We start from the raw sequence: 15,026 nt of genomic DNA, 5'->3' as shown, positions 1-15,026 counted from the left end.
CAATAACAAAGATAACATCGAATTAACATCCGAAATAGATGCTAAAAGTAAATTTGCCTCCGAATATCAAAACGTTTTCACGAAACTAAAACAAAGATTATGAACACGCTAAATATCCGTTTACTAGGATTGATTGCTATGATTTTGGGGCTTCAAGTAGCTTATGCTCAGGGAACTCTAAAAGGAAGAGTAACAGAGGCATCAGATGCAAGCACTGGTGTTGCTTTTGCCAATGTTATTCTACAAGGAACCACTGTGGGTGCTACTACAGATATTGATGGTTACTACGAGTTTACAGCTCCTGCAGGTACTTATACCGTAGTGGGTTCTTTTGTTGGATATGATAATTTTTCTAAGCCGAATATCATAATCAAAGATGGTGAAACAACTAGCCTAAACTTCAAAATGAAGGAAAGCTCAGGTCAACTGGCAACGGTAGATGTTGTAGAAAAAGTGGAAAGAGAAACAGAGACTGCCATCCAGATGGAACAAAAACAAGCTACAGAAATTGTTCAAGCAATTGGAGCTCAAGAACTCGAAAGAAAAGGTGTTTCTGATGTAGCAGCAGCCGTAACGAAAGTAACAGGGATCTCAAAACAAGAAGGATCTAGCGGTGTATTTGTAAGAGGATTGGGAGATCGTTATAATTCTTCTACTTTTAACGGATTGCCACTTCCATCAAATAACCCTTCGAGAAAGAATATTTCTTTGGATTTGTTTAACACAGATATTGTAAGTAAAATAGGGATTAATAAAATATTCTCTTCACATATTTTTGGAGATCTTGGTGGAGCAAACATCAATATTGAGTCTAAGCAGCATAACGGTGAGCCATTTTTGAATGTTTCACTCTCAGGAAAAGCGAATATGAATTCATTTACTCCTGATAACTTTTATAGAATGGATGGTCCTGGAGCTTTAGGTTTTTATAATCCAGAAGTTTCTAGAGATTTTATGACAAAAGCAGCATTTCCATCAAGTTGGGATGTTAACAAATCTGGACTTCCTGTTGGAGTGAGCTTTGGTATAAATGGAGGTAGATCATTTGAAATTGATGAGGAAAAGGCACTGAATGTTTTCTTTACAGCTTCTTATAACAATGAATTTAATTATCAGGAAGGAATTGAAAGAGGTTCTGTAAATGCAGCGACACCACCAATTATTATTAGTAATTATAATTTTCAAAAATATAATTATGCTACGAATCTAACGGGAATGCTCAATCTTTCTTTAGATCTAAATGATAATTCAACAATATATTTAGACAATTTATTCATTAACTCAACCAATGAAGAAGTAAAAGAATATCGAGGTCTTATCGATTTCTTTGATATTACAGAAGATGGTTTTATTAGAAGACAAAACTATGACCAAACGACACTTCTTGTGACACAGTTGAGAGGAAAGCATGGCTTAAATGACGATATTGCGATAAACTGGGGAATTGCCAACAATGTTTTGAATAATGTAGTGCCAGATAGAAAGATGAATATCTTTAAAAATATAGGAGAAACGGTAAATGAAAATGGAGTAGAAGTTAAAAAAGATCGTTGGATTTTTGAAACACTAAAGAAAAACCACCGTTATTACCAAACACTTTCAGAGAATGAATTAGCCTTTCATCTAGATGGTACTTATACCTTCTGGGAAGAAGCAGAAACTCCAGACGAAGATCCAATAGAAAAGGGAACTCTGACACTAGGAGGAGATTTTAGAACGAAAAAAGTAGATTTTGAAGCCACTCAGTTTGATATCAGACTTCAAGTGTCTGATAAAGATATGCCAAGCACAGATCTATACAATATTGATGCGGTAATTAATTCAGAAAACTTAGCAAAGAATTTATTTGATATTCCAACATTTAGAGGAACAGCAGACTATGATTCAGCATTGGATCCACAATTTTACTTGGGTCGTCAAAATATATTTGCAGGTTATGCAAAAGGAAAATGGAATGTGAACTCTTTGTTGACGGTTTCTGCTGGAGGTCGTTTTGAAAGAATTTATCAAGGAATTGAATGGAATACTGCCACAGACGGAAGTAATGATGGATTTGTAAGCCAAACGAGTTATAAGTTTTTACCAAATCTTTCTGCTAAATACGTACTGAATGAAACAGATAACTTGAAATTCGGATTTAGTAAATCTTACACATTACCACAATACAAGGAAAGAGCTTATTTCTTATTTGAAGACGTAACCTCTGTTTATATAGGAAACCCAGACTTGTACGAATCTGATAACTATAATGTGGATTTACATTATGAATCTTTCATGGAAAGTGGAGCGATGTATTCTGCAACAGTTTTCGGAAAAATGATTTTCAATCCAATAAATGAATTGATGATTCCTGCGGCGGCTAACACAAATAGTTTTGTAAACTCTGGAGAAAAAGCAGTAATTGCAGGGGTGGAAGCAGAATTTAAAGCACCCGTATTACAAGAGAAAGATGAAGAGGAAAATGTAACAAAAGAAGTATCGATAAATCTTAATGCTTCCTATATTTTCCATGCGGAGCAAGATTTGGATGATGAAAAAGTAGCAAAAGAGAATAGAAGTGTTATTTCAAACTTTACATTTGAAAAATCAGGGTTGACAGGTTTATCGAACCTATTAGCAAATGCAGATGTTTCTTATTTCCAAGAATTAGAGGGAGAAAAAAATATACAAGCAACTTTATCAGTCGGATATTTTTCGGATAGAATTGCCACTTTGGGAACACAGTTTAGAGGAAACCAGGTAGATAAAAGTTTTATTACAGTAAACTTTATTGCAAAAGCTCAGCTTACAGAAAAGCTAAAAGTAAGTTTTGGAGCAAGAAACCTCTTGAATCCAGAAATTATTAGAATACAAGAATCTCCTACAAATTCACAATATGATGTGGAGTTAATGAAATACCAAAAAGGTAGAACAATTACTTTAGGAGTAAGCTATAAGTTATAAAATACTAAGACCTATTTAAAAGCGTTTGGAATCCGTTCCAAACGCTTTTTTTTTGTGTAAAGTTTTTGTTTTCTAAAAACTCACCTTCTTAACGATTAATTAAATTGCCCCCAATGATAGATTAATCTAACGGGGTGATATTGCACTCAAATTGAAAAAGAAACTAACAAACGAAACAAATTATGAAAAAGACTGTATTTGCTCTTGCAGCACTAGCTACACTTTCTATTGTAAGCTGTGAAGAAGACAAAAAAGATGACGACAAGAAAGATGAAGTAACGGTTGATGCCAATAACTTCAAAGGTACTTTTACAAAAAAAGTAACACTTGACGCTTCTAAAACATATAAATTAACAGGAGCTGTAGTTGTTGAAAAAGGTGGAGAATTAGTAATTCCTGCTGGAACAGTAATTGAAGCTACTGGTGGAACAGCCTCTTATATTGCAGTTGCTGCAGGTGGTAAGATGGATGCTCAAGGAACAGCTTCTAACCCAATCGTAATGACTTCAGGAAAAGCCGTAGCTGATAGAAAAGCTGGTGACTGGGGAGGATTAGTAATCTGTGGTGAAGCACCAACAAATAAAGGAGCAACAGCATTATCAGAAGTAGGAAACCTAAAATATGGTGGAACAAAATCTAACGATAATTCAGGAACATATAAGTATATCCGTGTAGAATACACAGGTGCTACTTTTGGATCAGATAAAGAATTTAACGGAGTTTCTCTATTCGGTGTAGGTTCAGGAACTACTTTTGAATATATCCAATCTTACAACGGTGGTGATGACGGAATTGAATTCTTCGGAGGAACAGTTGATGGAAAGTACCTCGTATCTACAAACTCAGGTGACGATGCTATCGATTTCGCTGATGGATGGTCAGGAAAAGGAATGAACTGGTATATTATCGGTGGAAAAAAAGCAGGTATCGAAGGATCTAACAACGGAGACAACGGAGACGCTAATAACCCAATGACGAACGCTACTTTGGAGAATATCTCAATCGTAAAAGGAAACGGAGACGCTTCAGAAGGTGGAATCTACTTAAAAGAAGGTGCTGGAAAATGGTCTGCAAAGAATATCTATATCAAAGGTTACGAATTAGGAATCAAGAGCAAGAGCTCTGATGCTAATGCTATCGCAAGAATCGAAGGTGGAGATATCAACCTTAACCCAATCCAATTTGATGGTGTAGCTAAGAAGCAATCTTACACAGGAACTGCTACTTACTTCACAGAAGGAAACAACTCAGGTGCTGGAAACGGTGCTGACCTTCCATCTTGGGCTCAAGGGTGGACTAAGTAATCCAAAGGATTTCAGACAAAATATTTAGCATATTTTAATCAAAAAGCTACTCAGAAATGAGTAGCTTTTTTTGTGGGTGGGTGTTAGCATTCTAAATATTAATCAGTATAATTTCCATTTCATTTCAAATAACTCAAAAGGGTTTTTTACCTTTGTAAAAGTGTGATAATTTTGGAACAAATAAAAAATTCCCTTTGTTAGAACACATTAGAAAACAAAAACACCTCAATATTTATCTGTGAGCTTACCTTATCATATTCCCGTATTACTAGAAGAATCCGTTGATGCTTTAAATATCAAGCCCGATGGAGTGTATATAGACGTTACCTTTGGTGGTGGAGGTCATTCACGCCATATTCTCTCAAAACTTGGTGAAAAGGGCAAGCTCATCGCCTTTGATCAAGACCGAGATGTATTGGAAAACACACCCGAAGATGAACGCTTTAAGCTGATTCTTCAAAATTTCCGATATATCAAAAATGCGTTGTTACTTTATGGAATAAAAGAAGTGGATGGAATTTTGGCAGATTTAGGAGTTTCTTCTCATCAGTTTGATACTCCCGAAAGAGGATTTTCCTATCGTTTTGATGCCGATTTAGACATGAGAATGAATACGAACCTTCATTTGACTGCAAAAGAAGTAATAAATACTTATGAAGCAAAAGAGCTGATTAGAGTTTTTTCGGACTATGGAGAGGTAAGAAATACCAAATCATTAGTGCATAAATTGATTCAGTATAGAGAAGACAAAGAGATAGAAACTACCAATGAACTCTGTCAAATTCTTGAAAAAATGTGCAAACCCAATATGACCAATAAGTATTTTGCACAAATTTTTCAGGCCCTTAGAATTGAGGTTAATCAAGAGATGGAAGTTTTAAAAGATTTCTTAAAAAATACCACCGCACTTTTAAAACCCGAAGGAAGATTATCCGTTATAACCTATCATTCACTAGAAGATCGATTGGTAAAAAGATTTATGAATAGTGGGAATTTTGAAGGAAAAATAGAAAAGGATTTCTATGGAAATCCACTAACACCTTTTAAAAAAATAACAAAAAAACCCATTTTGGCACCTTCAAACGAAATTCAGGATAATTCCAGAGCCAGAAGTGCTAAATTGCGAGTTGCCGAAAAGAAAATTAATTAATGAAAAAAGTACTCAAACTCGTTCGTTCCTACTTTACAGGAACCATTTTTCAGCAAGCTGAGGTCAAAAAACAAGGACCTTTGATGCTGTTAATCTTTGTTTGGGTAATTGTGATTATTTATGTGGCAGGTTCGGCAGATTATAAAATTTACCGACTCAGAAAATTAGATGACGAAAGAAGAGCCCTAAAAAGTGAGCACGTAAAATACAGAACACAGCTCATGGAGCAAACAAAGCCTTCTACCGTTATTGAAGAAGTAGAAAAACTAGGTTTAGAACCCACTTTTGAAGCCCCACAAAAAATACAAGTTGACTAAATAAAAGCATGGAGCAAACAGGACGCGTTGTCAAAGAAACAAAAATATTTTTCGTTTTTATAGCGGTAGGAATTCTATTGCTCAGCATTCCTATTCGTATCATGCATCTAGAAATTACCGAAGGAACGGAGCTTAGAAAAAAATCTAGTAATTATGGTGCAGACCGTAAAGAAGTACGTCCCATCCGTGGGAGTATCTATGATCTGAATCAAAACCTCTTGGTGACTTCCTTACCCATTTACGATATCGGTTGTGATCCTAAAAACATCAAGGATGAACTTGTAGAAGACCATATAGACAGTCTTTCTATAAAAATATTTGAGAAATTTCCCAAAAGATTCCCTAGTCCAAAAGCATTTAAGAAAAAATACCTTAAAATCAGGCAAAGAAATGGACAGTATATGATGATCTCCAAAGGCGTAAGCTATACGGATGTTGTGGAAATAAAGAATTTTCCGATCTTTAATAAAGGAAGATTTAAAGGTGGTTTTGTAAGCACCAAAAAAGAAACCCGCGTAAAACCCTTTAATGCACTTGCGCAGCGATCATTAGGATATTTGGTAGAAGGAGAAAAACCTAATGTTGGACTTGAGGGATCTTATAATAGACAACTCACAGGTGAAACAGGTTTTATGATGATGCAACGCATCTCTGGGTCGATGTACAAACCCATTCCCTCAAGAAACAATCAAGAACCGATAGATGGAGCAGATATTGTGACCTATCTTGATATCAGAATGCAGGATCTTTGTCATAATGCCTTGCTCAAGCAAGTAGAAAAATACAAAGCACTCAATGGTTCTATGATTCTTATGGAAGTAAAAACAGGTGCGATAAAAGCCATGGTAAACTTGCGTAGAGGATCTGATGGAGTCTATCGTGAAACCAGAAATTACGCCGTGGGTGCAGCAAAAGAGCCTGGTTCTACTTTTAAACTATTTTCTTATATGGTTGCCATGGAAGATGGACATATAGATACCAATGACATGATAGAAACAGGAAATGGTGAACATGTATTCTACGGTCAAAAGATGCGAGATTCTCATAGAGGAGGGTTCGGAACTATTTCTGTTAAAGAAGCTTTTGAGAAATCCTCCAATATTGCAATTGCTAAAATTGTTGAAAAACACTATCGTTCAAACCCTCAGGACTTTGTAGATAAACTTGCAAGATTGGGCGTAAACCAAAAAATTGGCGTTGATATTCCAGGAGAACCCATTCCAACAATAAAAAACGAAGGAGACAAAGGTTGGTCGCTCGTTTCATTGCCTTGGATGGCTTATGGGTATGAAGTAGCTTTGAGTCCTATTCAAATCCTTTCATATTATAATGCTATTGCAAACCATGGAGAACTGGTAAAACCACAGCTCGTAAAAGAAGTGGTACGTGCAGGAAGAATTATTGAAACTTTTCCTAAAAAAGTCCTTAATAGCAGTATTTGTACAGAAGAAACCTTAGGAAAGCTAAAATCCATGATGAAAGGCGTAGTTGCCAAAGGAGGAACGGCTTCCAATATTGCCTCAGAGCAGTTTACTTCTGGAGGGAAAACAGGAACTTGTCAAACAGATTATTGGAATGGTCAAAGAGCTTATATCTCTTCTTTTGCAGGCTTTTTTCCTTATGATAATCCTAAATATTCTTGTATCGTAGTTGTAGAAAAACCTGATACCAAAATTGGATTTTATGGAAATGTAGTTGCTGCTCCTGCTTTTGCAGAAGTACGAAATTCTCTTTTCTCAGAAAAAAGTATAGACCTTGAACCTCAGGATGATATTGATTATCAAAAAATGCCTGAGCAAAATATCGTTTTTGCAGAAGATTTAGAACCAATTTTAGATGAATTGGATATCGATAATAACATCGTTGAACAACACCAAGGATGGCTGAATATGAAAGGATCTGAAGATCGATTAATGGTCGAAAATCATTTTATAGAAGAAAGTGCCGTGCCAAATGTGATAGGAATGAACCTCATGGATGCCTTATTTCTGTTAGAAAATATAGGTTTAAAAGTTTCTTATTCTGGAATAGGAAAAATAAAATCTCAATCCTTAGCAGAAGGGAAAATTCCTAAAAAGGGTGATTTGATAAAATTAGAACTGGAGTGAAAACACTAAAAGATATTCTCGCTTTTTCAAAAGTAGAGCAAACAATAGGAAACTTAGAACAATTTATTTCCAAAATAGAACTGGATTCCAGAAGTTGTGAACCAGATAGTTTATTTGTAGCAATAAAAGGGCATCAAGTAGATGGACACCTTTTTATTGAGAAAGCTATAGAAAATGGTGCTCAAGCAATCATTTGTGAAGAACTTCCAAAGAATTACCAAGAATCGGTGACTTATGTTCAGGTGGCAGATAGCCAAAAAGTATTGGCAGAAGCTGCTGCTGCTTTTTATGATTTTCCATCGAGAAAAATTAAAATGATTGGAATCACAGGAACTAATGGAAAAACCACGACTTCTACCCTGCTTTTTGATCTTTTTAATGGTTTAGGACTAAAATCTGGATTAATTTCTACTATTGAATATAAAATAGGAGAAAACAGCTACACTTCTACACACACCACGCCCAATGCCATTAGAGTACAAGAGCTTTTAGCAGAAATGGTAGCGGCAAATTGTTTGTATTGTTTTATGGAAGTCTCTAGTCATGCTTTAGACCAAAAAAGAGTGTGGAGGGTAGATTATGATCTAGCAATTTTTTCAAATATTAGCAGAGATCACTTAGATTATCACCCAGATTATAACCATTATATTGCTAGTAAAAAACTCCTTTTTGATCATCTTAAAGAAGATGCTTATGCCTTAGTCAATAAAGACGACAAACATGGGGAAACCATGCTTTTGCACACAAAAGCAAAGGCCTATACCTATAGTTTGAAAGGAATGGCTGATTTCAAAACAAAAATTATTGAAACAGACCTTCAAGGAAGTTTGATAAACCTCAATGATATAGAAGCTTATGTTCAGCTGATTGGACGACACAATATCTATAATACTACGGTGTGTTTTGCAGTTGCAAGTCTTATGGGCTTGGATATTATTGACACAGTTAGATTATTGACAACTTTAGCACCTGCTAAAGGACGTTTTCAGCAAATTTATGGACCAGAAAATAGAATCGGAATTGTGGACTATGCCCACACACCTGATGCTTTAGAAAATATCCTAAAATCGATCTCAGAAATAAAATATGAATCTTCACAAATTATTACCGTTGTAGGTTGTGGAGGTGATCGAGATAAAGGGAAAAGACCGCAGATGGCAAAAATTGCTTGTCAATATTCTCACCAAGTTATTCTCACATCAGATAATCCAAGAAGTGAAGATCCAGATACGATTATTACTGATATGGAAAAAGGAATTCCACCTCAAGATGTAGGGAAAGTACTTTCAATAACTCAAAGAGATCAAGCTATTAAAACTGCTCTGCGTTTATCGAAACCTAAAGATGTAATTCTTGTTGCAGGAAAAGGACATGAAACCTATCAAGAAATAAATGGAAAAAAACATCACTTTGATGATGCTGAAGAAATTCAAAAAAACTTTATCTTAATCCCACAAAACTAATTTGATCCCAAAAAATGCTTTATTATCTTTTTGATTACCTCCATGAGAGTTTAGATTTTCCAGGAGCAGGAGTGTTCCAATATATTAGTTTCCGAGCAGGAATGGCTTTTATTTTCTCTCTTTTAGTGACTATTTTTATTGGAAAAAAAATTATTAATATTCTTCAAAAGAAACAATTAGGAGAAGAAATAAGAAAGCTCGGACTAGAAGGGCAAGAGGAAAAAGCTGGGGTTCCTACCATGGGAGGAATTATCATAATTTTAGGAATTCTTATTCCAGTATTACTATTTAGTCAGCTAGATAATGTTTATATCATTCTCTTGATGATTACCACAGTTTGGTTAGGTTTTATTGGAGGACTAGATGATTATCTGAAGAAAAAACACAAGAATAAAGATGGACTTGCTGGGAAATATAAAATAGTGGGACAAGTAGTTTTAGGTCTCATTGTAGGTTTTACTCTGTATTTTCATCCCAATGTAACTGTAAAGGAAAAAAGATACCTTGCTGATTCTGAGTTGCAAGCGAAAGTTCAAGCAGAGCAGGTTTATTCTGAGGCGGACGTGAAAAATTATGAACTAGTAGAAACAAAAGATCTCAAAACTACCATACCTTTCTTTAAAAATAACGAGCTAGATTATGGTAAAATATTTGGAGATATTGGTTCAGATTATGGTTGGTTGATTTTCGTTCCTATTGTCATTTTTATTATCGTAGCGATGTCAAATGCGGCAAATTTAACCGATGGAATAGATGGTTTAGCCACAGGAACTTCGGCAATTATCGGTTTGGCATTAGGGATATTTGCCTACTTATCTGGGAATGTGGTGTTCTCAGATTATTTGAATATTCTCTATATTCCAAATTCTGGAGAAATGGTAATTTTTATTGCCGCATTTGTGGGTTCTACCCTAGGTTTCTTATGGTACAACACTTTTCCTGCCCAAGTATTTATGGGAGATACAGGAAGTTTGATGCTTGGAGGTGTGATTGCCGTATTTGCTATTGCAATCAGAAAAGAATTACTTCTTCCTATCTTAGCAGGAATTTTTGTTGCCGAAAATCTGTCGGTGGTTTTGCAAGTTTCTTATTTTAAATATACCAAAAAGAAATTTGGAGAAGGGAAAAGGATCTTTTTAATGTCTCCGCTTCATCATCATTTTCAAAAAGTGGGAATTAAAGAACCTAAAATTGTGATGCGCTTTTTCTTAGTTGGTTTGCTCCTTGCAGTACTTTCTATTGTGACCTTAAAGCTAAGATAATGAGTCAAAAAATAGTTGTTTTAGGTGCTGGAATTAGCGGTGTGGGAGCCTGTGTTTTAGCAAAAAAAAATAGAGCGGATATTTTCCTTTCAGATTACGCTAAAATATCAGAAGAAGATAAAAAAAAGCTTATTGAATTGGGAGTAGACTTTGAAGAAGACGGACATACCGAAAGTAAAATTCTCGAAGCCGATTTGATCATAAAAAGCCCTGGAATCCCTGAAAAAGCATCCATTATTCAGACAATTAGGAAAAAAAATATTCCCCTAATTTCTGAAATAGAATATGCTTTTAGGTATAAAGGAGACGCTAAGATAATTTCTATCACAGGAAGCAACGGAAAAACCACGACTGCCACCTTGATGTATGAAACCTTAAAGAACGCTCATAAAAATGTAGCTTTAGCTGGAAATATCGGTTTTAGTTTTGCAGAGAAAGTAGCCGAAGGAAAAACCGATTGGTTTGTTTTAGAAGTAAGTAGTTTTCAGTTAGATGATTGCAAGGATTTTAAACCCGAGTTTTCACTCATTCTAAATATCACACCAGATCATTTGGATCGGTACCCAAGCTTTGAGGACTATGCAGAATCCAAATGGAAATCTGCCGAAAATCAAGATGAAAGGGACTATTGTATCGCATGGGCAGAAGATGAATTTACCCATCAATTGAGCCCTAAAACACAAGCTCAAAGAATGTTTTTTTCCACAGAGAACAATCAATCTGAAGCTTATATAACCCCTAATGGTTTTAGAATAGAAAATTGGGATTTTCAAAAAGAACTGTGCAGTCTAAAAGGTTTGCATAATCTTAAAAATATGATGGCTGTAGGCTTAGTTGCCCATATTTTAGGACTCAATGAAGCACAAGTAAAAGAAAGCTTTGCTAATTTTGAATCCGTAGAGCACAGACTGGAAAAAGTAGCCGAAATAAACGAAGTTAGCTATATAAATGACTCAAAAGCTACCAATGTGGATGCCACACAATATGCACTGGGAGCAATAGATTCTGGAATTATTTGGCTGGCTGGCGGTGTAGATAAAGGAAACGATTATTCTTTATTGGAAAAATATTTACAAAGAATCAAGGCACTGATTGCTATTGGGCCTTATGCAGATAAATTAGAAAAAGCTTTTAAAAACAAAATAACCATTTTCCATACAGTAGAAGATATGGAACAGGCAGTTAGACTGGCTGGTCAATTGGCGGAAGAAAAAGATACCGTTTTATTGTCTCCTGCTTGTGCAAGTTTTGATTTGTTTAAAAATTATGAGCACCGTGGAAAAGTGTTTAAAGAAGAAGTATTAAAACAGAAAATCTCAAATGAATAAAAGGATATTTGCCTTAATTGTTGTTGCCGGAGGAAAAGGCTTGAGAATGGGAACCGAACTTCCAAAGCAATTTTTGGAAATAAACGGAAAACCTGTTTTGCATTATACTCTTGAGGCATTTTTGGGTTTTTCTCAAGAAAAATTTGATCTAATAACTTATTTGGTACTTCCTAAAGAACACGAAGACTACTGGAATAAAATCTCCACAAATTGGAAATACAAAAAACAAGTTCAAATTATCTTTGGAGGAAAGGAACGTTTTTTTTCTGTCCAAAATGCTATAAAACAAATAGAAAAAGCAGATATTGTAGCTGTTCATGATGGTGTAAGACCTGTACTGGAAGCAGATTTTTTGGAGCGAATTTTTAAGGTAAATTGCCAAAAAATAGGAAAAGTTCCCGTAGTTCCTTTAGTCGATTCTATTCGGGAATACCAAGAAGATGGGAGCACTATTTCGGTGGAGCGAAAAAACTATTGTGCCGTGCAAACACCACAGATTTTTCCTTTCAAAATTTTAAGAGAAGCCTATACACAAGAGTTCAGTAATCAGTTTACGGATGATGCCTCGGTTGTAGAAGCTATGGGACATCAGGTAGATACTTTTGAAGGATCTATTAATAACAAGAAAGTAACACATCCAAAAGATCTCAAAATTATTAAAGAATTATTGTAGTGGAGCTGATAGAAAAACAAATACCATCTTTTGATTGGATTTTTATTTATATCCTACTGATCCTTGTGGGTGCAGTATTTCTTAATAGAAATAGTGTACTACAAGTGGTACAAGGAAGAATATCAACGCTTTTTTTTCTTGAACCTATTGATAAGAAAAAACATTTCTCTATATCTACTTTTACACAAGTGCTTTTATATATCAATGTAATTTTTACATGGGTATTATTGTCAAATTATTTTTTAAAATTTAATTTTAACCAACTTCTTTGGCTTACTCTCGGAATGATAATATTAGTTTTTGGGAAACTGTTACTTATTCAGTTTGTTGGCTATATTTTTGAAGAAGAAAAGCAAAGTAAAAGAGCCATCTTTTATCACAAATATTTTGATATAGCTTCTTATTTTATTACATTTATATGTTTGTTATTCTTATGGGTGATGCCTTTGGAAATACAAAGCTCCAAAGTATTCTTATTTATCTTATTGTTTTTCTACATTTTTGTTAAAATTCGGTCCATAATTGAATTTTATATAAAAACCAAACTACAAGTAACTTACATTTTTTTGTATCTTTGTGCACTTGAAATTTTTCCACTCCTTTGGGTATGGTATATTTCAAGAGAATTAACCTAGGATGAACATTAAAAAAAGTAGCTAAAAGTGAGTAATAAGTTACCTGTAAAATCGATATTGGTTTCTCAACCACAACCAAAACAAGAGAATTCCCCTTTTTATGATTTAGCTTCAAAACAAGATGTTAAAATAGACTTTAGGTCATTTATTCATGTGGAGGGTGTAGATGCATCAGAAGTTCGCAAGAGTAAAATAAACTTAGAAAGTTTCTCTGCTATTATTTTGACTTCAAAAAACGCTGTTGATCATTTCTTTAGAATCTGTAAAGAAATGCGTTATGAAGTGCCAAGCTCTACAAAATACTTTTGTATTTCTGAAGCTGTTGCTTTATACCTTCAGAAATATGTTGTTTATAGAAAAAGAAAAATCTATTTCGGAAAGCATACCTTCAGAGATTTAATTGATGTTTTGGCAAAAAATAAAGAGGAGAAATACCTATTGCCATCATCAGATCTATTGAAGCCAGTTATCCCTCAATTGTTAGACAAGAATGGGATAGACTATACACGAGGAATTTTCTATCGTACTGTATGTAGTGACCTTTCAGATCTTGAAAATGTGTACTATGATATTTTAGTATTCTATTCACCATCAGGAATTAAATCACTTTTCCAAAATTTCCCAGATTTTAAGCAAAACAAAACAAGAATTGCCACCTTTGGGAAAACTACTGCAAACGCTGCAAAAGATTTTGATTTAGACATCAATATAGAAGTGCCTTCTCCAGAAACACCATCTATGACAATGGCATTGGAAAAGTATATTAAAGAAGCAAATAAATAAGATTTTTTTCTTATTTGATTTTAACATGTTTCAAAAAAGCATGTAACAGAACCATAAAAAAAACTACCTTTTTTAAATTTAAAAAAGGTAGTTTTTTGCTATTACACATTAAGAGATGATTTTTATATATCTACCTTTTTTTGCCTTTGTGGCATATTTGATTTATTATTTCTATCAAAATCGTTGGAAAACACCAAAGCATCCAATGAATCTTGATGATATTGCTATTTTGGAAGATAAAGTTCCTTTTTATCAAGAACTTAAAGAGGAGGATCAAATACATTTTGAATTTAAAGTATTGGAGTTTTTACTCAATACCCGAATAGAAGGAGTGAAAACTAAGGTAGAAAGAACTGATGAATTATTGATTGCAGCTTCGGCAATTATTCCCATATTTAATTTTAAAAAATGGCGTTATGACAACCTTACGGAAGTCTTGCTGTATCCTTCTGGTTTTGATGGTGATTTTAAGTTCAAAAACCAAGGAACACGCATTTTAGGAATGGTGGGTAGCGGTTTTATGGAAGGAAAAATGATTTTATCTAAAAAAGCCTTATACCACGGTTTTCAAAATGAAACAGACAAACACAATACTGCCATTCATGAGTTTGTTCACTTGCTTGACAAAGCAGACGGAAATATCGATGGAATTCCTGCTGTTTTTCTCGAAAAACAATATATTTTACCATGGATGACCATGGTTTTGACCAAGATATCTGAGATTCGTAAAAAGGAACATAAGGACATTAACCCTTATGGAGCGACGAACCAAGCAGAGTTTTTTGCAGTGATTTCTACTTATTTTTTTGAACAACCACAACTTTTGAAAAGAAAACACCCAGAATTATATAAAATTCTTTGTGAAATATTTGATCATTAAACATGCTCAAGAGCGTATTTAACAAGTAATCGGTATAAATAAGCTTTATTCAACTATTTTGCATGATATTTGTCTTGGTTAACCAATGAAGCCTCAAAATTTAGGAGAAGTATATTACCTTAATGTTTATATGTAATATTTGTTTTTCCAAAAAATCCCAATTTTTGAAAGTATCCTAAT

At 34.4% G+C, this 15,026-nt stretch carries 11 protein-coding genes; all 11 read left to right on the top strand.

Annotated elements, in window-relative coordinates; translation table 11 throughout:
• The first annotated feature begins 99 nt into the window (after nt 1-99).
• The 11 genes from N4A45_04625 to N4A45_04575 all read left to right on the top strand — a co-directional run bounded on the left by N4A45_04625 (nt 100) and on the right by N4A45_04575 (nt 14,846).
• Nucleotides 100-2,943, top strand: a complete 2,844-nt coding sequence (locus N4A45_04625; GenBank protein ID MCT4664503.1) for a TonB-dependent receptor — start codon at nt 100-102, stop codon at nt 2,941-2,943.
• A gap of 182 nt (nt 2,944-3,125) precedes the next feature.
• Nucleotides 3,126-4,247, top strand: coding sequence for a hypothetical protein (locus N4A45_04620; GenBank protein ID MCT4664502.1), 1,122 nt, complete (start codon nt 3,126-3,128; stop codon nt 4,245-4,247).
• A 238-nt stretch (nt 4,248-4,485) separates the two neighbouring features.
• A complete protein-coding gene (gene rsmH, locus N4A45_04615) occupies nt 4,486-5,397 on the top strand; it encodes a 16S rRNA (cytosine(1402)-N(4))-methyltransferase RsmH (protein ID MCT4664501.1) in 912 nt (303 codons plus the stop codon).
• Nucleotides 5,397-5,714, top strand: coding sequence for an FtsL-like putative cell division protein (locus N4A45_04610; protein ID MCT4664500.1), 318 nt, complete (start codon nt 5,397-5,399; stop codon nt 5,712-5,714). The genes rsmH and N4A45_04610 overlap by 1 nt, the downstream gene beginning before the upstream one ends.
• Before the next feature lie 8 nt (nt 5,715-5,722).
• A complete protein-coding gene (locus tag N4A45_04605; GenBank protein ID MCT4664499.1) occupies nt 5,723-7,822 on the top strand; it encodes a transpeptidase family protein in 2,100 nt (699 codons plus the stop codon).
• A complete protein-coding gene (locus N4A45_04600) occupies nt 7,819-9,285 on the top strand; it encodes a UDP-N-acetylmuramoyl-L-alanyl-D-glutamate--2,6-diaminopimelate ligase (protein MCT4664498.1) in 1,467 nt (488 codons plus the stop codon). Before N4A45_04605 ends, N4A45_04600 begins: the two co-directional genes overlap by 4 nt.
• A gap of 14 nt (nt 9,286-9,299) precedes the next feature.
• Nucleotides 9,300-10,547 (top strand): phospho-N-acetylmuramoyl-pentapeptide-transferase, encoded by a 1,248-nt coding sequence (gene mraY / locus N4A45_04595; GenBank protein MCT4664497.1) that lies wholly within the window; start codon nt 9,300-9,302, stop codon nt 10,545-10,547.
• On the top strand, nt 10,547-11,875 hold the full coding sequence (gene murD / locus N4A45_04590) for a UDP-N-acetylmuramoyl-L-alanine--D-glutamate ligase (GenBank protein ID MCT4664496.1): 1,329 nt from the start codon (nt 10,547-10,549) through the stop codon (nt 11,873-11,875). The genes mraY and murD overlap by 1 nt, the downstream gene beginning before the upstream one ends.
• A complete protein-coding gene (locus N4A45_04585) occupies nt 11,868-12,548 on the top strand; it encodes a 2-C-methyl-D-erythritol 4-phosphate cytidylyltransferase (GenBank protein MCT4664495.1) in 681 nt (226 codons plus the stop codon). The genes murD and N4A45_04585 overlap by 8 nt, the downstream gene beginning before the upstream one ends.
• Nucleotides 12,549-13,210: 662 nt before the next feature.
• Complete coding sequence (locus N4A45_04580) at nt 13,211-13,966, top strand: uroporphyrinogen-III synthase (protein MCT4664494.1); 756 nt, start codon at nt 13,211-13,213, stop codon at nt 13,964-13,966.
• Nucleotides 13,967-14,081: 115 nt separating this feature from the next.
• Nucleotides 14,082-14,846, top strand: coding sequence for a zinc-dependent peptidase (locus tag N4A45_04575; protein MCT4664493.1), 765 nt, complete (start codon nt 14,082-14,084; stop codon nt 14,844-14,846).
• The last annotated feature ends 180 nt before the right edge of the window (nt 14,847-15,026 follow it).

The organism is Flavobacteriales bacterium, from assembly GCA_025210805.1.
Lineage (GTDB): Bacteria > Bacteroidota > Bacteroidia > Flavobacteriales > CAJXXR01 > JAOAQX01.
Note: the sequence above shows the minus strand (reverse complement) of the source record. Positions and strands in the feature narration are given on the sequence as shown.

What these genes read in the sequence shown, in the direction of transcription:
- N4A45_04625 (MCT4664503.1), top strand. Translation starts at nt 100, where the DNA reads ATGAACACGCTAAATATCCGTTTACTAGGATTGATTGCTATGATTTTG.
- N4A45_04620 (MCT4664502.1), top strand. Translation starts at nt 3,126, where the DNA reads ATGAAAAAGACTGTATTTGCTCTTGCAGCACTAGCTACACTTTCTATT.
- N4A45_04610 (MCT4664500.1), top strand. Translation starts at nt 5,397, where the DNA reads ATGAAAAAAGTACTCAAACTCGTTCGTTCCTACTTTACAGGAACCATT.
- N4A45_04605 (MCT4664499.1), top strand. Translation starts at nt 5,723, where the DNA reads ATGGAGCAAACAGGACGCGTTGTCAAAGAAACAAAAATATTTTTCGTT.
- mraY (MCT4664497.1), top strand. Translation starts at nt 9,300, where the DNA reads ATGCTTTATTATCTTTTTGATTACCTCCATGAGAGTTTAGATTTTCCA.
- murD (MCT4664496.1), top strand. Translation starts at nt 10,547, where the DNA reads ATGAGTCAAAAAATAGTTGTTTTAGGTGCTGGAATTAGCGGTGTGGGA.
- N4A45_04585 (MCT4664495.1), top strand. Translation starts at nt 11,868, where the DNA reads ATGAATAAAAGGATATTTGCCTTAATTGTTGTTGCCGGAGGAAAAGGC.
- N4A45_04575 (MCT4664493.1), top strand. Translation starts at nt 14,082, where the DNA reads ATGATTTTTATATATCTACCTTTTTTTGCCTTTGTGGCATATTTGATT.